The organism is Mycobacterium asiaticum (assembly GCF_001673365.1).
GTDB lineage: Bacteria > Actinomycetota > Actinomycetes > Mycobacteriales > Mycobacteriaceae > Mycobacterium > Mycobacterium asiaticum_A.
In genome coordinates this window covers 18,762-40,421 of the sequence record NZ_LZLS01000184.1, presented here as the reverse complement: position 1 = coordinate 40,421, position 21,660 = coordinate 18,762, and the positions used below count along the sequence as shown (strand labels likewise).

The 21,660-nt window shown below is 65.5% G+C and carries 16 protein-coding genes and 1 pseudogene; 5 read left to right on the top strand and 12 right to left on the bottom strand.

Annotated elements, in window-relative coordinates; genetic code table 11:
- Positions 1 to 7: 7 nt before the first annotated feature.
- Positions 8 to 2,239 carry an NADP-dependent isocitrate dehydrogenase gene (locus A5634_RS20060; RefSeq protein WP_065145770.1) on the bottom strand — a complete coding sequence of 744 codons (2,232 nt, stop codon included), beginning with the start codon at positions 2,237 to 2,239 and terminating at the stop codon, positions 8 to 10.
- Between the two features lie 226 nt (positions 2,240 to 2,465).
- Here A5634_RS20060 and A5634_RS20055 point away from each other — a divergent pair, with 226 nt between their 5' ends.
- A complete protein-coding gene (locus A5634_RS20055) occupies positions 2,466 to 3,422 on the top strand; it encodes an alpha/beta fold hydrolase (RefSeq protein ID WP_065145769.1) in 957 nt (318 codons plus the stop codon).
- On the opposite strand, the gene A5634_RS20050 is transcribed toward A5634_RS20055, so the two are convergent.
- The 3 genes from A5634_RS20050 to A5634_RS20040 all read right to left on the bottom strand — a co-directional run bounded on the left by A5634_RS20050 (position 3,404) and on the right by A5634_RS20040 (position 7,136).
- Positions 3,404 to 5,023, bottom strand: a complete 1,620-nt coding sequence (locus tag A5634_RS20050) for an FAD-binding protein (protein WP_065145768.1) — start codon at positions 5,021 to 5,023, stop codon at positions 3,404 to 3,406. The genes A5634_RS20055 and A5634_RS20050 overlap by 19 nt on opposite strands.
- Before the next feature lie 40 nt (positions 5,024 to 5,063).
- Positions 5,064 to 5,807 (bottom strand): PP2C family protein-serine/threonine phosphatase, encoded by a 744-nt coding sequence (locus A5634_RS20045; protein ID WP_065145767.1) that lies wholly within the window; start codon positions 5,805 to 5,807, stop codon positions 5,064 to 5,066.
- Positions 5,808 to 5,888: 81 nt separating this feature from the next.
- On the bottom strand, positions 5,889 to 7,136 hold the full coding sequence (locus A5634_RS20040; RefSeq protein ID WP_065145849.1) for a cytochrome P450: 1,248 nt from the start codon (positions 7,134 to 7,136) through the stop codon (positions 5,889 to 5,891).
- Positions 7,137 to 7,321: 185 nt separating this feature from the next.
- On the opposite strand from A5634_RS20040, the gene A5634_RS20035 reads away from it, so the two are divergent.
- Positions 7,322 to 10,612: a helix-turn-helix transcriptional regulator gene (locus tag A5634_RS20035; protein ID WP_065145848.1), complete on the top strand. Its 3,291-nt coding sequence runs from the start codon at positions 7,322 to 7,324 to the stop codon at positions 10,610 to 10,612.
- A 186-nt stretch (positions 10,613 to 10,798) separates the two neighbouring features.
- On the opposite strand, the gene A5634_RS20030 is transcribed toward A5634_RS20035, so the two are convergent.
- From A5634_RS20030 to A5634_RS20015, 4 genes are all read right to left on the bottom strand, one after another.
- Positions 10,799 to 12,148 carry an aromatic ring-hydroxylating oxygenase subunit alpha gene (locus A5634_RS20030; protein ID WP_065145766.1) on the bottom strand — a complete coding sequence of 450 codons (1,350 nt, stop codon included), beginning with the start codon at positions 12,146 to 12,148 and terminating at the stop codon, positions 10,799 to 10,801.
- 12 nt (positions 12,149 to 12,160) lie between these two features.
- A complete protein-coding gene (locus A5634_RS20025) occupies positions 12,161 to 13,921 on the bottom strand; it encodes an N-acyl-D-amino-acid deacylase family protein (RefSeq protein WP_065145847.1) in 1,761 nt (586 codons plus the stop codon).
- 128 nt (positions 13,922 to 14,049) lie between these two features.
- The gene (locus A5634_RS20020; protein ID WP_065145765.1) at positions 14,050 to 14,490 is read right to left on the bottom strand and encodes an ATP-binding protein; all 441 of its coding nucleotides are present in this window, start codon (positions 14,488 to 14,490) and stop codon (positions 14,050 to 14,052) included.
- Between the two features lie 46 nt (positions 14,491 to 14,536).
- Positions 14,537 to 14,914 (bottom strand): STAS domain-containing protein, encoded by a 378-nt coding sequence (locus A5634_RS20015; protein WP_065145764.1) that lies wholly within the window; start codon positions 14,912 to 14,914, stop codon positions 14,537 to 14,539.
- A 283-nt stretch (positions 14,915 to 15,197) separates the two neighbouring features.
- On the opposite strand from A5634_RS20015, the gene A5634_RS20010 reads away from it, so the two are divergent.
- Both A5634_RS20010 and A5634_RS20005 read left to right on the top strand, forming a co-directional pair.
- Positions 15,198 to 16,247, top strand: a complete 1,050-nt coding sequence (locus A5634_RS20010) for an ABC transporter permease (RefSeq protein ID WP_065145763.1) — start codon at positions 15,198 to 15,200, stop codon at positions 16,245 to 16,247.
- A gap of 2 nt (positions 16,248 to 16,249) precedes the next feature.
- A complete protein-coding gene (locus A5634_RS20005; protein WP_065145762.1) occupies positions 16,250 to 17,242 on the top strand; it encodes an ATP-binding cassette domain-containing protein in 993 nt (330 codons plus the stop codon).
- A gap of 3 nt (positions 17,243 to 17,245) precedes the next feature.
- On the opposite strand, the gene A5634_RS20000 is transcribed toward A5634_RS20005, so the two are convergent.
- Positions 17,246 to 18,187, bottom strand: a complete 942-nt coding sequence (locus A5634_RS20000; RefSeq protein WP_065145761.1) for an extracellular catalytic domain type 1 short-chain-length polyhydroxyalkanoate depolymerase — start codon at positions 18,185 to 18,187, stop codon at positions 17,246 to 17,248.
- 112 nt (positions 18,188 to 18,299) lie between these two features.
- Between A5634_RS20000 and A5634_RS19995 the strand changes: the two genes are divergently transcribed.
- A complete protein-coding gene (locus A5634_RS19995) occupies positions 18,300 to 18,749 on the top strand; it encodes a MarR family winged helix-turn-helix transcriptional regulator (RefSeq protein WP_155769632.1) in 450 nt (149 codons plus the stop codon).
- On the opposite strand, the gene A5634_RS19990 is transcribed toward A5634_RS19995, so the two are convergent.
- The 3 genes and pseudogenes from A5634_RS19990 to A5634_RS19980 form a co-directional block, all read right to left on the bottom strand.
- Positions 18,746 to 20,089 carry an acyltransferase family protein gene (locus A5634_RS19990; protein ID WP_065145759.1) on the bottom strand — a complete coding sequence of 448 codons (1,344 nt, stop codon included), beginning with the start codon at positions 20,087 to 20,089 and terminating at the stop codon, positions 18,746 to 18,748. The genes A5634_RS19995 and A5634_RS19990 overlap by 4 nt on opposite strands.
- 65 nt (positions 20,090 to 20,154) lie before the next feature.
- Positions 20,155 to 21,222 (bottom strand): annotated as a pseudogene (locus tag A5634_RS30030) (PE family protein); the annotation flags it as partial.
- 53 nt (positions 21,223 to 21,275) lie between these two features.
- Positions 21,276 to 21,656: a hypothetical protein gene (locus A5634_RS19980; protein WP_065145846.1), complete on the bottom strand. Its 381-nt coding sequence runs from the start codon at positions 21,654 to 21,656 to the stop codon at positions 21,276 to 21,278.
- Positions 21,657 to 21,660 lie beyond the last annotated feature (4 nt).

Sequence of the window (21,660 nt, the reverse complement as noted above, 5' to 3'; positions counted from 1 at the left end):
ACGACGGCTACGCAGAATCCAGGGCGTCGTTGAGCGTCTTGCTGGGCCGCATCACCGCCGCGGTCTTCTCTGCGTCCGGGTAGTAGTAGCCGCCGATGTCCACCTCTTCGCCCTGCGCCTTGTTGAGCTCGGAGACGATCTTCTCTTCGTTCTTGCCCAACGTTTCGGCCAGCGCGGCGAAGTGCTTCTTCAACTCCTCGTCGTCGTCCTGCCTAGCGAGTTCCTGCGCCCAGTAAAGAGCGAGGTAGAACTGGCTGCCCCGGTTGTCGAGTTCGCCGGTCTTGCGGGACGGGCTCTTGTTGTTCTCCAGCAGCTTGCCGATGGCATCGTCGAGCGTCTTGCCCAGGATCTTGGCCCGCTCGTTGCCGGTCTTGATGCCGATGTCTTCGAAGCAGGCGCCCAGCGCCAGGAACTCACCGAGCGAGTCCCAGCGCAAGTGGTTCTCCTCAACCAACTGGTGGACGTGCTTGGGTGCCGAACCGCCCGCCCCGGTCTCGTACATGCCACCGCCGGCCATCAGCGGCACGATGGACAGCATCTTGGCGCTGGTGCCCAGTTCCAGGATCGGAAACAGGTCGGTGAGGTAGTCGCGCAGGATGTTGCCCGTTGCGGCGATGGTGTCCAAGCCGCGGATCAGGCGCTCAAGGGTGTAACGCATGGACCGCACCTGCGACATGATCTGGATGTCCAGACCTTCGGTGTCGTGTTCCTTGAGGTAGGTCTTGACCTTCTTGATCAATTCGTTCTCATGTGGGCGGTACGGGTCCAGCCAGAAGAGCACCGGCATTCCCGAGTTGCGGGCCCGGTTGACGGCCAGCTTGACCCAGTCGCGGATCGGTTCGTCACGCACGATCGGCATCCGCCAGATGTCGCCTTCCTCGACGTTCTGCGTGAGGAGCACTTCACCGGATTCGATGTCGACGATGTTGGCGACGCCGTCCTCGGGGATCTCGAAAGTCTTGTCGTGCGAGCCGTACTCTTCGGCCCGCTGGGCCATCAACCCGACATTGGGCACAGTGCCCATCGTCGTCGGGTCGAACTGGCCGTTGGTCTTACAGAAGTTGATGATCTCCTGGTAGATGCGGGAGAAGGTGGACTCGGGGTTTACCGCCTTGGTGTCCTTCTGCCGCCCGTCGGCGCCGTACATCTTGCCGCCGGCCCGGATCATCGCCGGCATGGACGCGTCGACGATGACGTCACTGGGCGAATGGAAGTTCGAAATTCCCTTGGCCGAATCGACCATCGCCAGTTCGGGCCGGTGTTCGTGGCAAGCGTGCAGATCCCGGATGATTTCGTCGTGCAGCGACGCCGGCAGTGAATCGATCTTGTCGTAGAGGTCGGACAGACCGTTGTTGACGTTGACGCCCAACTCGTCGAAGAGTTCCTGATGCTTGGCGAAAGCGTCCTTGTAGAAGATGCGCACCGCATGCCCGAACACGATGGGGTGCGAGACCTTCATCATCGTCGCCTTGACGTGCAGCGAGAACATCACGCCCGTCTTGTGCGCGTCCTCCATCTGCTCTTCGTAGAACTCGATCAACGCCTTCTTGCTCATGAACATGCTGTCGATGACGTCGCCCTCCAACAGCGACACCTTGGGCTTGAGCTCGATGGTCTCGCCGCTCTTGGTCTCCAGCACCATCTTCACGTCACAGGCGCGGTCCACCGTCATGGACTTTTCGCCGTGGTAGAAGTCGCCATGCTTCATGGTCGCGACGTGCGTGCGCGAGGCCATCGACCACTCGCCCATGCTGTGCGGGTGCTTGCGGGCGTACTCCTTGACCGCCTTGGGCGCGCGACGATCTGAATTGCCTTCGCGCAGTACCGGATTGACCGCACTGCCCAACACGTTGGCGTAGCGCTTGCGAATTTCCTTTTCTTCGTCGGTCTTCGGATTGCCTGGAAAGTCGGGGATTTTGTAGCCCTTGCCCTGCAGTTCTTTGATGGCCGCGACCAACTGCGGTACCGAGGCGCTGATGTTGGGCAGCTTGATGATGTTGGTGTCCGGATCTTGTGTCAGCTTGCCCAGCTCGGCCAGGTTGTCCGGAACGCGCTGATCCTCGTCCAAGTCGTCGGGAAACTGCGCGAGGATGCGAGCCGCCACCGAGATGTCACTGGTCTTGATCTTGATGCCCGCCGGCTCGGCGAAGGCGCGCACTATCGGCAGAAAAGCGTAGGTCGCCAGCATCGGCGCCTCGTCGGTCAGCGTGTAGATGATGGTCGGCTGCTCGGCGCTCATGCGTGTTCTCCCGGCGTCAGTGTCGGTCGGATTGTGAGGGGCAAATTTCATCGCCAGCCACAACAGCGACCCTAACGCACGATCGGTATCCGAGATTAAGACAGCCGCCGCACTCTGGGCAGTCACAGATCACCGATTCGTTCTCAATGACGATCAAAAGGTTCCCGAGCAACCGAGTGGGGTGACCTACCCGATGGGTTGAGCGCCGGGCCGACAGAATGACCCAATGCGCCCGCTGAGGATCCTCGCGACGATGGCCATGACGGTGGCCATGACGATGGCGATGGTGGTTGAGTTGGTGGGCTGTGGTGCCCAACCGCCGGGTAGCCGCCCCGCGCCCGCGACAGGGCCCCGCGGCGACTTTGCCGGTCCCGTCGATATCGGCAACGGGCGGCACCTGTATCTCGAGTGTCGGGGCTGGGGCAACCCGACGGTCGTCCTGGAATCCGGTTATCACAACTCCTCGGATCCATGGAGTGCATCCGACGCGGCAGCCCCCGCGGCCGGCCCAGCCGTGCTTCCCGCCGTGGCCCGCGAACACCGCGTCTGCGCCTACGACCGGCCCGGAACGTTGCGGCTTTCCGGTTCACCCACTCTGGCCGGTCGCAGTTCAGCCGTCACGATGCCGCGCACCGCAGGCGACGTGGTCGCAGATCTGCACGCCTTGCTCGACGCGGCGCATATCTCGGGCCCGTACGTGCTGGTCGGCCATTCGCTGGGCGGCCTGTTCATCCGGCTGTTCGCCCAGACCTATCCCGATCAGGTTCGGGGGCTGGTGTTCGTCGACGCATTCGGGGTCGAGATTCCGGCCTTGATGGGACCCGACTGGCCGGCGTATAGGCAGGCGTTGGATGGTCGGCCGCCGCAGTTGGCGGACTCAGATTCTTTCGAGACAGTCGACATCGACCGCAGTGTCGCGCAGGTCGCCGCCGCGGACGCATTCCCGCCGGTGCCGACCGTCGTGCTGACCAGGACGGAGCCGTTTCTGGTACCGCCGGATCTGCCGGCCGAGCAGGGTGCGAAGTTGGAACAGGCCTGGCGCGACGCGGCGAATGCCCTTGTCGCGCTTCGGCCGCAGACACCGCACATCTCGGCAACCGGTAGCGACCATTTCATTCAGATCCACCAACCGGATCTGGTGGCTACCAGTGTCGAGCTGGTGATTCAGCGATCGGCTCGCTGATTGGCGGCCGCGTGTTTTCCGGCGCGACGACCGGCAAACACGCAGTCGGCCAACGAAAGTCCACTGACATAGGAATTGGAACAGATTCCGGTCGCGGTGCGTCCCGCGCTGAACAGACCGGGAATTGCCGCACCCGTCTCGTCAAGGACCGACCCGGTGCTCTGGTCGACCCGAATGCCGCCGAGGGTCAGCATCGGGGTGGGGTTGAGCAGGTTGGGCCGAATAGAGATGTTCAGCAACGTATACGGCGGTCGACCGATGCGGCGCACGAAGTCCGCTGGCTTTCCGGCCGGGTCCGCAGTGCCATTGTCGATTGCGTTGTTGTGCGCTTCCACCGTCGCCGTCAGGCCGTCGGGGTCGACGCCGGCGCGTTGGGCCACTTCGCGCAGCGACGCACCCTTGACCGAGTCGAGGAACATCAGCGCCGCGGACTGAGCGCGCTGAAACCACAAGGGCTGCTTGATCATTTGGCGGCGCGCCTCTTTCATCAAGGCGGCATCGGCGAGGATCCACCCCTTGCTGTTGTGGCGGCGCACCATGGCATGTCCGACCGCGGCACCGTAGCGGGTCTCGTCGATAATGCGCTGTCCCTGCTCGTCGACGATGATCGCGTTGATGAAAGCGCTTGGCGGCGTGATGAATCGCCATGCGGAGACGTTATCCATCCGTTCGGTGACCGCCCCGACGCTCTGCGCCATGGCGATACCGCTGCCGTCGTCGCCACTGGTGCCGAGTTGCAGACCGCCCAGGTATTGCGGTGCGTACCGTTGCACCCACTCGGTATTGGCCATATAGCCGCCCGCGCAGACGATTACGCCCCGGCGCGCTTCGACCCGGACCGGCTGAGCGTAGCGTCGTTCCAACCTGCGCATCCGGCCTTCCGTCAGGGTACGCAGCGGTGGGTAGTAGATGCCGGGTTTGGTCGACAGCGCGGCCAGCCTCGCATACAGCCGGCGGATGCGGGCCGGAGCGTAGTGCATCGTCGTTGCCTCCACGCCCGTGACGCGGCCGGTGGCATCCTGCAACAGCTTGGTCGCCAGTGTGTGGGGATGGAACTGAACCCCAAGGGAGAGTGCGGATTCGGCCAGCGGGACGTATAACTTCTTGCCCGACACGCCTTTACCCTTCACGCGGTGCCCGCGTTGCACAGGCGGGGTGTGTGCGCGGAAGGCGCCGGCGTTCTCACTTCCCGAGTGGTAAAGGTAGTAGCGGTTGTTCGGGTAGGAAGTCTTGTAGGGGCACAAGGTTGAATCGAATGGGACACCGTGATCGCTGAGCCAGCGGATCATCTCCGGGCTGCCGGCTACAAATGATTCCAGCGTTTGCGGGCTGACGGCGTCACCGACCTCTAGCCGTAGGTACGTCAGCATCTGTTCGGCGGTGTCTTGCACGCCGGCCTGTTGCTGAATGGTGGTGCCACCGCCGGCGTAGATGATTCCACCCGAAAGAGCCGTCGAGCCGCCACCATTGGCTCGATCCAAGGCGATCACGTCGGCGCCCTGTTCGCGGGCGGTGATGGCGGCGCAGGCGCCCGCGGCACCGAAACCGACCACCACGACGTCTGCGGATTCGGCGAAGTGTGTCGACTGGTCCGTTTTCACCGCTGCACCCTAACGTGAGCCCGCGATCGGTCGCGAGGGGTCAGTCGAGCGGGTCGATCACAACGGCGGTGATATTGTCCGGCCCGCCGGCGGCCAACGCGGCTTCGATCATGGCCTCGCACGCATCGGCAGGATCTGGTTGCGAATTCAGAATCTGCTCCAAGGTTGCCTCGTCGACAACCCCGTGCAGGCCGTCGCTGGACAGTAGGAGGCGGTCACCGGGCAACAGGTCGAACGTCGCTGCATCGGGCAGCGCGCGCGGGAACATCGCCACGTGCCGCGTCAGCGTGGCCCGTGCCGGGTGCCGCTCGGCGTCTTCTACCGAGACCTCGCCGGCATCGATCAGATCCTGGATCACGCTGTGATCACGCGTCAGTTGCTGCAGCCGCTCGTCACGGAACAGGTAGGCCCGACTGTCTCCGAGATGCGCGACCAGACCGCGTGAGCCCGCGATGACCACGGCCACCACCGTGGTGTTAGCCCCCGCGGCGCGGATATCGGTGTTAGCGAAGGCCCGAAAGTCGTCGCAAAACTCGACGATCGCGCGCCCGAGCGGTTCGGCCGCATCGTCAGCTTCGCCCGGTATCGCGTCCGGTTTGACATGCCGGGTGACATAGGTCGGCAGCAACTCCACCACCAGGGCTGCCGCCAATGCGCCGTCGGTGCTGCACGCAACACCGTCGGCGACCATGAACAACGACTGGTCGGGATCGGCGCCCCACCGGTCCTGGTTGGTGGCCCGGAGACGGCCGATGTCGGACAGACCTGCAAACCGCATGCCCATCCGCTCCGCCTTCGGTCGGTCCAAGTAGCGCTCGAGGTTGCGATAGATGCTAACGACTCGGCGCTGCTCGCTGCCTGGCGGCTAAGCGATGGTGTCGAACTCGATGGGCAGGGTGATCGGCCCGCCCAGCGCGTTCACCGGTTTCCATGGAGCCGGGCCGGTGCGGCGGGCGTTGGGCATCCGCCGCGTCATGACGGTCAGGGCCTCCGTCAATTCGAGCCGGGCGAGGTTGGCGCCGAGGCAGTAGTGCGCGCCCGCGCCGAACGTCTGGATCGGTGGGACGCCGGAGCGGCGGATGTCGAGACGATCGGGATCGTCGTAGACCGCCGGATCGCGGTTGGCGGATCCGGTGTTGATGACGACGATCGTGCCGGCGGGGATGGTGACGCCGGCGAGCTCGACATCTTCGAGGGCGGTCCGCAGCGTCACGAACGTGACGGGCGAATGCCGGATCAGCTCCTCGACGGCGCCGGCCGCCAACTCTGGATACCGGCCGAGCAGGGCCCACTGCTCGGGGTGATCGCACAGCGCGTGTGCGGCCGCACCCAACTGGTGCCGGGTGGTGTCGGTGCCGCCCAGCAGCAGTGCGGCGACCAGCATCCGCAGTTCGTCGGAGCTGAGCCGATCCCCCGGAAAACTGGGATCTTCGGCGCGGATCAACTGCGATAGCAGGTCGTCGGTCAGAGCGCGCCGTCGTCGGGCGACCATCTCGTCGATGTAGGTGTCGAGGGCGTCCCAGGCGGTGAGGATGGCCGGGGTTGCCGCGGCGGCCTCCCAACTGAATGCCTGCAGGATGTCATCGGTCCAGTCGGAGAACAGTTCCCAGTCCGCGGGCGGTGCGCCCAGCAACGCACAGATGACAGGAATCGGGAATTGACGGGCGACGTCGGAGACGACGTCGCAGGCGCCGCGGGCACTGTGCCGGTCGACCAGCTCGGTGATGATGTCGGTAATCGTCGTGCGCAGGCGCACGGTCGCCGCGGGGGTAAAGGCCTTGCTCACCAGTCGGCGGAGCCGGCAGTGCTCTTGTCCGTCGAGGCTGAGGATGTTGGCAACGACGCGGTCCCACAGCGGGCCAGACGTAATGCCTTGTGCGGCAAGGAACATCCCCTGCGGAACCCGAAACCGCGGATCGCGCAGCGCGGTTCGCACGAGCTCGTAGCTCAGCAGTTCGGGTCCGTAGGGTCCGATCGCGATCGGCGCCTGTTCGCGGGCTTGGCGGACGATCGCGTGGGCTTCGTCGGGATGTTGTGCGTGTCCATAACTGATCGATGGGAGACCCGCATCGAAAAAGCTGGGTCGGCTGGCGTGGGCGGTGGTGATAGTCATGCTGATCACTGTCTGCCACGTCAATCGCCGAACCATCCGGGCGAACCCGCAAATTTGGGGGACGTTGATTCTGCGGCTGTGGCGGCAAAGTCCGAGAAGAACGCGCCGTAAGCGCAGCGTGAACACACGCGGCATACGGGATTTCCCCGATGTTCGCGGTCCGCTACCCCGAGATGCTGGCTAGCATGACCGATACCCATCCACGCGCGGAGTTGGACTGGAGCGAGGTGCTGCCAACCGGAACGGTCACCATGCTGCTTGCCGATGTCGAGGGCTCGACGCGGCTGTGGGAAACCCAGCCGGGCGAGATGGCCGCTGCCGTCGCGTCATTGGATCGCATACTGGACGGCCTGCTTGTCACCCACCACGGCGTGCGCCCGGTCGAGCAGGGCGAAGGGGACAGCTTCGTCATCGCGTTCACCAGGGCGAGCCAGGCGGTGGCCTGCGCCTTGGATTTGCAACGCGCGCCGTTGACGCCGATCCGACTGCGGATTGGTGTGCACACCGGTGAGGTGCAACTGCGCGACGAGAACAACTATGTGGGCCCGACGGTCAATCGAACGGCGCGGCTGCGCGATCTTGCCCACGGCGGCCAGACGGTGTTGTCGGGCACCACCGAGGATCTCGTCCTCGACACGCTTCCGGCCGACGCGTGGCTGTCCGATCTGGGCAGGCACGAGTTGCGGGGTGTCGCTCGCCCCGAACGGGTGGTGCAGCTCTGTCACCCGGATATCCGCAACGATTTCCCGCCGCTGAGAACGTCGAAAATCGTTGCCTCCGAACACTTGCCAGTGCAGCTCACCAGTTTCGTCGGCCGCGGCGCGCAGATCGACGGCCTGCGGCTGGCGCTCGCTGCCGACAGGATGGTCACGTTGACCGGCGCGGGCGGAGTCGGCAAGACGCGGCTGGCCATCCAGGTCGCCGACCGGTTGGCCGCCGACTTCGAGGCCGGAGTGTGGTACGTCGACTTCGCTCCGGTCGCCGATCCCGATCTGGTGCCGGTGGTGGTGGCGGGTGTCCTGGGTTTGACCGAGCAGCCGGGTCGCTCGACGGCCGACACGCTGATCCGGTTCGTGGCGGACCGCCGGATGCTGGTGGTGCTGGACAACTGCGAGCACCTGCTGGATGCGAGTGCCGCGCTGAGCACCGCGCTGCTGAGCGGTTGTCCGGCATTGACGCTGTTAGCGACCAGCCGCGAACCGATCGGCGTGGCCGGCGAGGTGACCTGGCGGGTGCCGTCACTCGCGCTGGACGACGAGGCCATCGAGTTGTTCGTGGACCGCGCTCGCCGCGCGCGCTCGGATTTCGACGCGAGCGACGACATTCGGGTGGTACGCGAAATCTGTCGACGCCTCGATGGCATGCCGCTGGCCATCGAACTCGCCGCGGCCCGGTTGCGGGCGCTGTCAGCCGAGGAAATTCTCGGCAGCTTGCACGACCGCTTCCGTCTGCTGACCGGTGGCGGGCGCGTAGCGGTACGCCGCCAGCAAACGTTGCGCGCATCGGTGGACTGGTCACACGCGTTGCTCACCGAGCCCGAACGGGTGTTGTTCCGAAGGCTCGCGCCGTTCATGGGCGGGTTCGATCTCGCCGCCGCCCGGGCGGTAGGCGGCGGCAATGAGGCCGAGCGTTTTCAGCTGCTTGACCAGCTCACGCTGCTGGTGGACAAGTCGCTGGTGATGGCCGACAACACCGGTGGCCGCACCCGCTACCGGCTGCTGGAGACGGTTCGCCAGTACGCGCTGGAGAAGCTCGGCGAGTCCGGTGAGGCAGACGCGGTGCGAACGCGGCACCGTGACTACTACACGGCGATGGCTGCCCGGCTCGACGCACCAGCCGACACCGGACATCAACGTCGCGTCGAGCAAACAGAAGTCGAGATCGACAACGTGCGCGCGGCGTTTGCCTGGAGTCGAGAAAACTGTGACACCGAGTTGGCCTTGCAGCTCGCGTCGTCGCTGCAGCCGTTGTGGCTCACGCGAGGACGTCTCAACGAAGGGCTGAGTTGGATCGACGAAGCTCTGGCCGACCTGAATACCGTCGACTGCGAGGTGGCACCGGCGGTCCTGGCGCGGGCGCTGGCCGACGTGGCACTGCTTGACGGGTGGGTCGGCGTGCCGGCGCGGAGGGAGCAGGCCACCGAAGCTCTGGCGATCGCTCGACAACTCGACGACCCTGCCCTGCTGGTCCGTGCTCTCACCGGCTGCATTGGAACGGCCGCCTTCAATCCCGAACAGGCAGCAACGTACTTCGCCGAGGCCATTGAGCTGGCACGCGGCCTGGGCGACAAATGGAGATTGAGCCAGCTGCTCGGCTTCCAGGCGTACGCGGCGACTATCGCTGGCGGCTCGATCTCAGAGGCCGCCGCCGCTGAAGGGCGTGACCTTGCCGACGCGATCGGTGACCGAGTGGCCTCGGGTCAGTGCCGCCTCTGGGGTATCGCCGGTGGCCGGACGATGCGCGGTGAACTCCAAGGCGCCGAGGACGAGTTGCGCGACCTACTCGCCGATGCCGAGGCCGCCGATGATCTGTCTAGCCGCTTCAACGCCTTGATGGCGCAGAGCTTCGTCCTGGGAAGGCATGGCAAGACGAAAACGGCACTGGCCGCCGCCGAAACGGCGGCCGAGTACGCCGCCGAACTCGGCACGGCTATCGACGGACTCGGCTATCTCGCGTTGGGTTGGGCACGACTGGCCGCGGGAGACGTTGCGGGTGCCAGGGACGCGCTCGCGAAGGCCTATGGCCGCATCCCGGACGCCGGCTGGACTTCGACGAACCTGATGTGGCGAGCCCAAACTGAGTTGGCGGCAGGCGATGTCGCAGCCGCCCGGCTGTGGGCCGATGGGGGGGTCGCGGCGACCACCGGTTATTTCCGCATACTCGCGCTGAATACCCGTGCCCGCGTGGCCCTTGCTGAAGGCCACCCAGCGGGCATCGAAGCGGCCGAGAGTGATGAGCACGAAGCGCTAGCGTGCGCGGCCGCTACCGGAGCGCAGCTTGGCGTGCCCGATGTCTTCGACGGTCTCGCTGGGTTGGCTGCCCAAGCCGGGAGCTATCCGGAGGCGGCCAGGTTGCTCGGCGCGGCGGAGGGTATCCGGGACCGCACCGGTGAAGTGCGGTATGTGATTTACCAGGCCGATTACGAAAAGACGGTCGCGGTGTTACGAGAGGCCATGAGCGAGAACGACTTTGACGCGGCACGGGCCGAAGGTTCCGCCCTATCCACAATGGAAGCGATTGCCTATGCCCGGCGCGGCCGCGGCGAACGCAAACGTCCGTCCACCGGGTGGGCATCACTTACCCCGGCTGAGTTGGACGTCGTCCGGTTGGTCAGCGAAGGATTGGGCAACAAGGACATCGCCGCAAGGCTTTTCATCTCACCGCGCACCGTGGAGACCCATCTCACGCACGTCTATACCAAGCTGGGTCTGACCTCTCGTGTCCAACTTGCCCAAGAGGCGGCGCGTCACGCGTGACGATGCAAAGCATTCACATCGTGCCGAAAATCGGGATACTTGAATCACGGCGCTTACGGATTTGACTGTGAACCTACGGTTTTCAGTGTGCAGATAGGGCGGGATTCTTGCCGTTTCGGCGCCCTCAGTTCACTCCGAAAGCCCTGAGTTCACCCCGAAACCTGAACTCCAACTACTTGCCGGCAATCAGTAGTGCCCCGGGCTGTCTTGCACTGTGTCGCCCCCGGTCATCCGCTCCGATTCGGGCAACTCAAGGTAGCGCTCAAGATTACGGTGCATGTTGATCACGCGGAGCTCCTCGTTGGACAACACCAGGTGCGTCAAACCCGGCTGATGCAGCCCGCGCTGCAAGCCCGGGAGTACCCGGATGTCCTGGGTTAGAACGATTCCGGGTTCAGCATCGGCCGCGGACATCCGGACATCGGCAGGCTTGTTGCGCCCCGCCCCCGGCGGCATCCGCGTCATCAGGAACATCACCAACTCGCCGTGATCGGGGTCCGGGCCTGGCCGCGAACACATGATCGTCAGATGGTCGGCGTTGGCCAGAAACGTCATATTGGGAAACACGTTGTACTGGTGCAGCCGGGTGATCCGGTCGGTGTCAGCCCAGTCCAGATCAACACCGCGCTCGGCGGCGAACGCCCGTGTGCGCGCGGCGATCAGATCCTGCACGGTCTGATCGGGCTCACGCGCCGGCATCGGTGTCCCCTCGGCCACACCCATCAGCGCGCCCTGAGTGTAAACATAAGCGTCCCAGACCTCTTCGTCGCTCAGCGTTCCATCGAAGCGAGGGCTCGGCACGCCGTAGGGCTGGTCGGACTTACCTGTATGGGTCCAAATCTGTTGCGGCGCATGAATGTCGTCTACGCAGCGCAGCAGTTCGGGATGCAGTGTCTGGACGTGGTAGGTCTCGCTGTAGCCGTCGGCGATCGTTTTCCAGTTGGCCTCGACCTCGACGGTGAGTGTGGCATAGCAACGGAAGTCGCCGATGTTGCACCAGGCGATGTCTTGCGGAATCTCGTCCAGATAGTCGAGCAACGGCATCGCGCCGAGATCCAGGTTGACAAAGACCATGCCTTCGAAGGTGTCGACTTTCGCAGGGATCAACGGGAATTCGGACATCTTCAGCGAGCCGAAGCCCTTGCGGTTGGGCACCCGCTTGAGCGCACCGGCCAGGTCCCAGGTCCAGCCGTGGTAGCCGCATTTGAGTTCGCGTAGCCCGCCACCTGAGCCTACGCATAGCGAGTTGCCGCGGTGGCGGCAGACGTTCTGAAAGGCGCGCAGCACGCCGTCGTCCCCGCGCACGATCAACACTCCATATGGGCCGCAACGGTATTCGAAGTAGTCACCCGCCTCGGCAACATGGTCGACCATGCAGGCGATTTGCCACACCTTGGGCCACATCCGGTCAATCTCGAGCGCAGCGAACTCCGCGGAGTAGTAGCGCTCGGCCGGAACCAAAGTAGGGGAGGCGGGTGGGGTGCCGATCGCGTCCTCGTCGCGGGTGCGGGTCGGATTGCCCTCGGTGGTCGTCACGGGCGCAGACCCCTATCGCGCTCCGCGCACCAATCGGCCGGGGCGCGCACCGGTGTCGACGTCGTTGCGACGGGTCACGGCCCCGCTGACGATCGTTGCCGCGTAACCGCTTGCGCCCTGCAGGATCCGGTTGCCGCCGGCTGGCAGGTCGAACGCCATCGCAGCGGGGTGCAGCCTGAGCGCATCCAGGTCGATCACGTTGATGTCGGCCTTCTTGCCCCGCTCGATGGTGCCACGGTCGGTGAGTCCGAACAGGTGCGCGGTGTCACGAGACTGCTTGCGGATCACGTACTCCAGCGAAAGCTTCTCGCCGCGGCGGCGGTCGCGCGCCCAGTGGGTCAGCAGGAACGTGGGATAGGAAGCGTCGCAGATCATTCCGCAATGTGCGCCGCCATCGGACAAGCCCAGCACGCCGGCGGGGTGCAGCATCATCTCCCGGATGGCGTCATGGTTGCCGTCGGCGTAGTTGAACAACGGCAGCATCAGCATGTTGGTCGCGTTGGACTCGAGCATCAGGTCATAAAGCGTGGACAGCGGGTCCTCGCCGCGCGCTTTGGCGATCGCGCCGACGGTGCGTTCCACAGTGGGTTCGTAGTCGGGCGGATTGCCCAGTGCGTACAGACGGTGCAGCGAGTGCTGGACCAACGCGAACATCCCGTCGAACAACAGGTTCGGGTCGACGGGCAGGTCGTCCTCGGACAGGATCGCGGCTTTCACCGCGGGATCGGCCAGGCGCTGGGCGAGTTCCTCTCGGGTGCACTCGGCCTTCAGTCGGCGGTAGGTGGGTCGATGGCTGAAACCATGGTGTCCTTGGAATCCGATCATCATGCCGAACGGGCGTGCCGCGATCTGCGGGTGCAGCCGGCTGCCAGCGGCGTGCGCGTCCGCGGACAGGTCTAGCATCTCGCGCCACAATTTCGGGTCGGCGTCCACCTGGATCAGAGCGAACGAGACGGGTCGGTCGATCTCGGCGCCCAGCCGCCGCATCCACTCCAGTTCTTTCTTAGGGGCGACGATGTCCTCGCCCGCGGAGCCCTGCGGGGCCAGCTCGAACACCGCCTGACCGCCGGCGGCCATCGCGCGGCCGAGGCCGAACAGCTCTTCCTCGGCCGCGAACGTTCCGGGGACGGGCTCGCCGTCCATCGCGCGGTGCCCCATCGTGCGCGACGTCGAGAATCCCAGCGCGCCGGCCTCGATGCCTTCCCGGACCAATCGGGCCATCGCCTCGATGTCCTCGGGCGTGGCCGGCTCGTTGCGGGCGCCCCGCTCGCCCATGGCGTAGGCGCGGACGGCGCCGTGCGCGATTTGACTGCCCACGTCGATCGCGAACTTCTGCTTGCCGATCGCGTCGAGGTACTCCGGGTAGGTTTCCCAGCCCCAGGTGATGCCCTCGGTGAGCGCGGTGCCGGGGATGTCTTCGACACCTTCCATCAACTCGATCAGCCACTGTTCGCTGCCCGGTCGCACCGGCGCGAACCCCACTCCACAGTTGCCGGTCACTACCGTGGTGACGCCATGACCGCTCGACGGTTCGAGGGACGCGTCCCAGCTCACCTGGCCGTCATAGTGGGTGTGGATGTCGACGAATCCCGGCGCCACGACGTGTCCCGTCGCATCGATGGTTTCGGCGGCCTCGCCGGCCAGCTCGGGGTCGTCGGCGCCGCGCCGGACGATGTCGACGATCTTGCCGTCTTTGATGCCGAGGTCGGCGCGGTAGCGCTCGGCGCCTGTGCCGTCCACGACGGTGCCACCGATGATTTTCAGGTCGAACATGAATGCCTCCACGGCGAGGAACCAGGGCTGATGCTTATTACGCGACGACGCGTAGCGTATGTAACAGACGGTAAGCGCCTATTCCGGCTCAGTCAATGAGTCGAGCGGAACTTCAGCCCTGCGAAACGTCACCGCGTCAGGTGATTCCAGGTCAGCCTGACCTGGGTGCCGTTCGGGGTGCCGTGGATGTCGGCGTGGTCGGCCAGTGCCCGCATCAGGGGAATGCCCCGTCCGCGGCTGAAGTCCCGCTTCTCGACGCGCTGATGCCAGCGCCCCCGGTCGTTGACCGTTACCGCGAGGGTGTCTGATGCCGCGTCGTAGTCGGCGCTGACGTCCATCGTCCCGTGACCAGGTGAATCGGCATCCGGCGAATCGGCATAGGCGAATTCGGCGACGTTTGCCAAGGCCTCACTGACCGCCAGCACCAGGTCGCTGAACCGCTCGGCGCCAAGCGTGAAGTGACGATCGAGCCAGTTGCGGAACTCAACCCTGATCCGGTTGGCACTGAGCGCGTTGGCGGCAACACGCGTTCGGACGAAACGCGACCTGTCGTCGAGCAGAGACGTCATGAGGGCCGACAATCAGCGCGTCCGGCCCTCCCCGGTACACCAAGGCTTACGCACCGGCGGCCCAGCTCAGCGCGTTATCCAGGGTGCGGTGCAACGAAAGCACGCTGTCGATGCCCATCAGCTTGATCGGACGGCTGGTGGCCGGACCGTCCGCTACCACCGCGAATCGGGTCGGCGGCACCACCTCGGCCTGCCCGTTCACCAGAACGCTCAGCCCCGCGGAGGCCAAAAATTCCACCTTGGTGAGGTCGACGATGAGTGCGGCCGGCTTGGGCGCGAGGGCTGTACGTATCGCCTCGGCCAACTGCGGGGCGCTGAGCATGTCCACCTCACCCGCGACAGCGAGCACGACGGCACCGTCCGTCTCGTTTTGCTCGACTTCGAAGGGGGCTCGATTCACTGAATCGCCGGGTTGATCGACCATGCTGTATCTCAAATCCGTCCTCGCGGGAAAACGCTAGTTTTCAGACAACTACGCCAAACAGGGCTGTTGCTTCAACCCGCCGAATACGCCAACGAAACTCGTCTCGCAAAATTCAGCGTGACGCCCCGTTCACAGCTGCCAATTCTATGTCACCAAGGAAAAACCGCGACCGGAGCCTTACTGGCGGGCCCGTGCTGCCCACCGACAAGGCATAGCTGACCTGGTCGAGGGGCTCGCGGACAACTTCGCACTGGGGTCTTGTGCACGTTGGTAGCGTCTGGGGATGCTCTTTGCTGCGTTGCGCGATATGCAATGGCGAAAACGCCGCCTGGTAATCGCCATCGTCAGCACCGGCATCATCTTCGGGATGACGCTCGTGCTGACGGGTCTTGCAAATGGGTTTCGCGTCGAGGCCCGGCAAACGGTCGACTCGTTGGGTGTGGACGCGTTCGTGGTCAAGGACGGCGCCGCCGGGCCCTTCCTGGGTTCGACGCCGTTTCCCGACGTCGACCTGGCTCGGGTCAGGACCGAGGCCGGCGTTTCATCGGCGGCCCCGCTGGGCTGTGTCGGGACGATCATGAAGGACGGTGCGTCGACGCGGAACGTCACCGCCTTCGGCGCGCCCGAACGCGGACCTGGGATGCCACGAGTCTCGGAAGGCCGGGCGCCGTCACGGCCGGATGAGGTTGCGGCCTCGAGCACGTTGGGCCGCCACCTCGGCGACACCTTGCAGGTGAATGCGCACACCCTCAAGATCGTCGGCATCGTGCCCAATTCGACGGCACTGGCGAAGATCCCCAATATTTTTCTGACCACGCAGGGCCTGCAGGAGGTTGCGTATAACGGGCAGCCGATGGTGACCTCGATCGGCGTTACCGGTACGCCCAGCCAGCTTCCTGCCGGTTACCGGACTTACGACCGTACGGGTGCCGTCAACGACTTGATCCGACCGTTGAAGGTCGCGGTGAACTCGATCTCGATTGTGGCGATCCTGTTGTGGATCGTGGCGGTACTGATCGTCGGATCGGTGGTGTACCTGTCGGCGCTGGAGCGGGTGCGTGACTTTGCTGTGTTCAAGGCGATAGGTACGCCGACGCGGTCGATCCTGGCCGGTCTGGCACTGCAGGCCCTCATCGTCTCGCTACTTGCGGCGCTGGTGGGCGTCGTCCTTTCCTGGTTGCTGGCGCCGCTGTTCCCGATGGTCGTGGCGATCCCGTCGCTGGCCTACGTGCTGTTGCCGGTGGTCGCGATCGGCATCGGCCTGTTGGCCAGCCTGGCCGGGCTGAGGCGGGTGGCGGCCATCGATCCCGCGCTCGCGTTCGGAGGTCCCTGACGGTGAGTGACCTCAGCATCCAGAACCTCGTCGTCGAGTACTACAGCGGTGGCTACGCATTGCGTCCGATCAACGGGCTGAACCTCGACGTGTCTGCCGGGTCGCTGGTGATCCTGCTCGGCCCCAGTGGTTGCGGAAAGACGACACTACTGTCGTGTCTCGGTGGCATCCTGCGGCCCAAGTCCGGGGCGATCAAGTTCGACGACGACGACATCACCACCCTCGACGGCGCCGCGCTGGCCAAGTATCGGCGCGACAAGGTCGGCATTGTCTTCCAGGCGTTCAACCTGGTCCCCAGCCTGACCGCGCTGGAGAACGTGATGGTGCCGATGCGGGCAGCCGGCATGTCGCTGAAGGCCTCACGCAAGCGGGCCATCGAATTGCTGGAGCGTGTCAACCTCGCCGACCGGATGAAGCATCGTCCCGGTGACCTCAGCGGCGGACAGCAGCAGCGGGTCGCGGTGGCTCGGGCCATCGCGCTGGATCCGCCGCTGATTTTGGCCGACGAGCCCACGGCGCACCTGGACTTCATCCAGGTGGAAGAGGTGCTGCGGCTGATCCGCGAACTTGCCGACGGCGACCGGGTGGTGGTGGTCGCGACCCACGACAGCCGGATGCTGCCACTGGCCGACCGCGTCGTGGAGCTGACACCTGATTTCGCCGAAACGGATCGAGAACCGGAGTCGGTGCAGTTGAAGGCCGGCGAAGTGTTGTTCGAGCAAAGCACGATGGGCGAACTGATCTACATCGTCACCGAAGGCGAGATCGAGATCGTGCACGAATTGGCCGACGGCGGTGAGGAATTCTTTAAAGTGGTCGGGCCGGGCGACTACTTCGGCGAAATCGGTGTGCTGTTTCACCTGCCGCGTTCGGCCACCGCACGGGCCCGCACGGATGCGACGGTCGTCGGCTACACGGCGCCCGCGTTTCGGGAGCGGTTGGGGGCGGGCGGAATTCGTGAATTGATCGAACACCGCCAGCTAGAGGGCGACTGAGTCTCAGCGGCGGTGCTGACTGAAGAACTGCCAGATGGTGTCGGTGGCGTCGAGCGCTGTCGAAGGCTCTGGTAGGCGGAGTCGCTCCAAGATGGGACCGCGGACACTGCCTGGCCACTGATGGCCGGCGTCGGCCACCGAGATCAACTCGACGGTGCGTCCGTCGGGACATCCAGCCGTCTCGGCAGTCACCGCTCCGGCGGTGGTCGAGGTCGGTGGTCCGCAGTTGTCGATCGTTCGCCAGGTGGCTGTCACCGACGGCACCGGTAGGCCATCGACGCGCGGACTTCCGTTGCGCTTCAACGCTTTACCGGGCCCGCCGTTATAAGGGACGCTGGCGTCGGCAGTACCGTGAATCTGCAGCACCGAGGTAGGCCGCGCGCGTGAACAATCGGTGACCAAGGTGCCCGCCACCGGCGCGATCGCGGCGAAGATGTCCGTCTCGCACGCCAGTCGCAGCGACATCATGGCGCCGTTCGACATACCCGTCGCGTACACGCGGGCCGGGTCGACGGGAATCTGACGCTCGATTGCCGAGACGACGGCCGCGATGAATCCGACGTCGTCGAGATTGGTTTGGGATGGCATGCCACAGCACGAGCCGGCGTTCCACGCCCGTCCCCGCCCGTCGGGGTAAGCAACCAGGAAGTGCCCTTTGTCGGCCTCGGTGTCCCAGTGATAGGACCGTTCGGCCTGGTCTCCGTCGCCGTAGCCGCCGTGCAGCATCACCACCAGTGGCGCGGGGTCCGTCAAACCGGGTGGGCGGTAGACGTTGAACGTCCGGTCGGCACCGTCCCATTTGATGCTCTGGGAGGACTTGCCGACCGGGATCGTCGGATGGTCGGGTGCACCCGCCGCGTGGCCGCCCGCGAAACAGCCCCCTACCAAGAGGGCCACAACCGAGACGACGAATACGATGCCGGCCCGGGCGGATCGAGATGCCATCAGCCCATGGTGACAGCACATCCGCATGATTGACAAGCAACTTGTCAAATTCAATTCTGATGGCAGACTTTGACCCGTGCGACGCCTCGGGGATGGACAGTGGGAACCGACCGTGCCCGCCCTGGTGCAATTGGTGGCGGCGAACGGCGGGCCGAGATTGAGGGCGGCGTTCGCGGCGGCCGGACTGGACGGCATCCGTCCTGCCCAGGCGGTTGCGCTGGTACCTCTTGCCACCGGCGGACTGCACGCCTCGGATCTGGCCGACCGACTCGGAGTGAGCCGGCAGGCGGTGGCCCAGGCGGTCACGGCGCTGGAACGGCACGGCTATGTCAGCCGCCTGCCGAATCCGGTCGACGCCCGCACCCGGATCATCGAACTCACCTCGCGCGGTCGCCAGGTGTTGCGCGTAATGCGTTCCAACGCAATCGAATTAGAGAAAAGTTGGGAACAGCTACTCGGTCCCCGCCGACTCGACGAGTTGCGAAAAACGTTGCACATGCTGCTGGCCGCGCCCGGGTCCGAAGAACCCGGCGCGGCCAGCGCGGCAGCACGCGACGATTAACCGACGGCGCGAATCCCCAGCGCGCGCCCCAGCGCCCCGGCGACCTGAGCCAGCCGTGCCGCGGCCAGACCGCGAGCGGTGAGCAGTGCGGTGAGCATCACGGCCACGCACACCAGACCGTCATCCTTGAGGCCCCACTTCACCGCGGCGAGGACTGCGGCACCCGCCACGCACAGCAACGTGCCGATCGCGGCGCCGCGCCACTTTGACGTGACGGCCGGCACGTGATCCCAACCCGGCAACGGGTTGTTTTCCAACGGCCGTAACACCAGGAACAACACAGCTACGACGCCGATCATGATGAACAGCTGCGCGAAGGTGACCGTGAGGAAGCCCGGCTGCCCGGGGAAACGGGGGTGGCCAAGAGTGTCGAACGCCACGTGCACGGCCAGTAGCGCGGGCATGTGCCACAGGTAGAGGGTCATCGCGCCGGAGTTGCCGACGGCGGTGCACCACCACACGCGGGGGCGTCGTGCCCACCGATTGATCGCCGGTGCTGCCGCAATAGCCAACGCGCTCAACACGATTGCATGCCCGGCGAGTAGCAGCGACGGGGGGCTCATGTTGGGGAGGCGTTGACCTTCGATGCCGACCAGGCTCAGCTCGTAGGGCCCCCACCGCAGCAGCGCGACGTCGACCGCGAGCAGGGCCGCAGCTGTGCCCAGCGCGGCACGGCCGGTCAGCAGGTGGCGGCGGTAGGCGACGCCGAACATGCCGGGGATGAGCCAGACGGCAAGATTGAGGTAGCCCAGGGGCGCGGCGGCGGCCCAGTGCAGCCGGATGGCGTCGATCAACGCGACGGCCGCATAGACGCCGACGACACCGGCGGTGAGACGGGCCGTCGTGGTGATCCGGTACAGCGCCGGCATCGCGGCCAACACCAGCACGTAAACGCCCAGAAACCACAGCAATTGAATGCTGATACCCGCAACGGGTTCGTAAACATGTTGTGGCAGGAGTGGATACAGCAGGGTCAACGCGACTGCCCAGAACCCGAAGTAGTGGAAGACGGGTCGGAACAGGCGAGTGCTGCGCTTCATCAGCCAGCCACCCCAGTTGCTACCGGGTTGCCAGGAGCTCAGGCATGCGGCCGTACCGGCGAAAAAGAACAGAGGCATGATCTGGAAAATCCACGTCAACGCCTGAAACACCGTCGAGGTGGTCAGCAGGTTGTCCCAGATCAGCACCCCGTCGCGGATGATGCTGGTTGCCATCACGGTGTGGCCGATCACCACCCCAACCAGGGCGGTGATGCGAATGACGTCGATGGCGCGGTCGCGGTCGGCTGGCGTGCGCGCGTCCAGTTCGGTAGGAGATGGAAAGGCCGTCAAAAGGGTCATTCCAGCAGCATTCCTGCTTGGGAGGGCTGGGTGCTTGCGTAGTTCTACTTCATTTACGGTCAGGTGCCGTCGGCGCCCTGCTGTCCGGGCTGGCCGAAGTACTCGCCACGGCTACCCCCGGCGCCACCGTGGGCGGGGTCGAAGCCTCCTCCGCCGGCACCACCGTTGCCGCCGTCGCCGACGAACTGCGCGCTGCCGCCGCTGCCGCCGGCACCACCGGAGCCGTCGACGAGTGACGCCTGGCCCCCGCGACCGCCGCTACCGCCGTTGCCGAACTGCCCGCCGTCACCGCCGTCGCCGCCTACCCCGCCGCGCAGCGCGGTGCTGGAGCCATAGCCGTTGCCGCCGGCTCCGCCATTGCCGAGGAATTGCCCGCCGTTGCCGCCGTTGCCGCCGTCACCTCCGCCGAGCCCACCGGCGGCCCCCGGCCCACCGGCGCCGCCGTTGCCGAACCACCCGGCGTTTCCCCCGTAGCCGCCCCACCCGCCGGTCATCTTCGCGCCGCCCAATCCGCCCTCGCCGCCGGCTCCGCCGTTGCCGAACAGCCACCCGCCGGCTCCGCCGTTGCCCCCGGGCGGGGCGATCTTGTTGATAGCACCGGCCTTTCCGCCCTGCCCGCCGTTGCCGCCATTGCCGATCATCCCGGCGGCACCCCCGTTACCGCCGAACCGGCTGTCGCCCCCGGACCCGCCATTGCCGCCGTTGCCGAACAGCAGTCCACCCGGACCGCCGCTCTCGCCGGTTCCGGGCCGTCCGTCAGCCCCGTTGCCGATCAGCGGGCGGCCCATTGCGGCCTGGGTGGGAGCGTTGACGGCGTCGAGCAGTGCCTGCGGCGCGCGCTGCAACAGCGCCGCGACATTGGTCGTCTCGGCGGTGGCATAGCTGCCGCTCGCCGCACTGAGGGCTTGCACGAACTGCTCGTGAAAAGCCGCCGCTTGGACGCTCAGCGTTCGATAGGCCCGGGCGTTGTTGCTGAACACCGCCGCCAACGCAGCGGAGACCTCATCGGCACCGGCGGCCACCATTTCGGTGGCGGGCCCTGCCGCGTTCGCCGCGTTCAACGCCGCACCTATGCCGGCAACGTTTGTCGCGGCCGCTGACAGCAGGTCCGGCACGGCTGACAAATACGACATCGGATTGCCTCCTTGTCGGGTCGGCAAACGGGCAGTTCAGCGCGGCGAAGCGCTTACATAGGCGCGGCTTGCTGGGTCAGACTGAAGAAGCAATAGGCAATGCAGAAAAGGAAATTCAGCGCGACCAGGATGAGACCGACGCAAAGGGTCAGGTGTCTGCAGCGGCGCCGCAGGCGGTTGCGTTTAGCGGTCCGTTTCTCGCGGTTGTACCGAGTAGCGATCAAGGCGAAGTTGACGTCAGTCAACTCCTTGTCCGCCACCGGTGATCCAGTAACCAACTGCTGCAGGCGCGCCGCCGGAATGTGTACGCCGACGAGCGCAAAGCGCCGGCTCAGCCGTCGCGCCTGTCTGCGGCCAAGTGTTTGACCTCGCATCTGGAGCTGGTGCGAGAGTCTCCGTCGTTCGTCGCCCCACGGGTTCGACGGGGTCGTCACAAGC

Coding starts and splice junctions, on each gene's coding strand:
- A5634_RS20060 (WP_065145770.1), bottom strand. CDS start 2,239: ATGAGCGCCGAGCAGCCGACCATCATCTACACGCTGACCGACGAGGCG.
- A5634_RS20055 (WP_065145769.1), top strand. CDS start 2,466: ATGCGCCCGCTGAGGATCCTCGCGACGATGGCCATGACGGTGGCCATG.
- A5634_RS20045 (WP_065145767.1), bottom strand. CDS start 5,807: ATGGGCATGCGGTTTGCAGGTCTGTCCGACATCGGCCGTCTCCGGGCC.
- A5634_RS20040 (WP_065145849.1), bottom strand. CDS start 7,136: ATGACTATCACCACCGCCCACGCCAGCCGACCCAGCTTTTTCGATGCG.
- A5634_RS20035 (WP_065145848.1), top strand. CDS start 7,322: ATGACCGATACCCATCCACGCGCGGAGTTGGACTGGAGCGAGGTGCTG.
- A5634_RS20025 (WP_065145847.1), bottom strand. CDS start 13,921: ATGTTCGACCTGAAAATCATCGGTGGCACCGTCGTGGACGGCACAGGC.
- A5634_RS20020 (WP_065145765.1), bottom strand. CDS start 14,490: ATGACGTCTCTGCTCGACGACAGGTCGCGTTTCGTCCGAACGCGTGTT.
- A5634_RS20015 (WP_065145764.1), bottom strand. CDS start 14,914: ATGGTCGATCAACCCGGCGATTCAGTGAATCGAGCCCCCTTCGAAGTC.
- A5634_RS20010 (WP_065145763.1), top strand. CDS start 15,198: ATGCTCTTTGCTGCGTTGCGCGATATGCAATGGCGAAAACGCCGCCTG.
- A5634_RS20000 (WP_065145761.1), bottom strand. CDS start 18,187: ATGGCATCTCGATCCGCCCGGGCCGGCATCGTATTCGTCGTCTCGGTT.
- A5634_RS19990 (WP_065145759.1), bottom strand. CDS start 20,089: ATGACCCTTTTGACGGCCTTTCCATCTCCTACCGAACTGGACGCGCGC.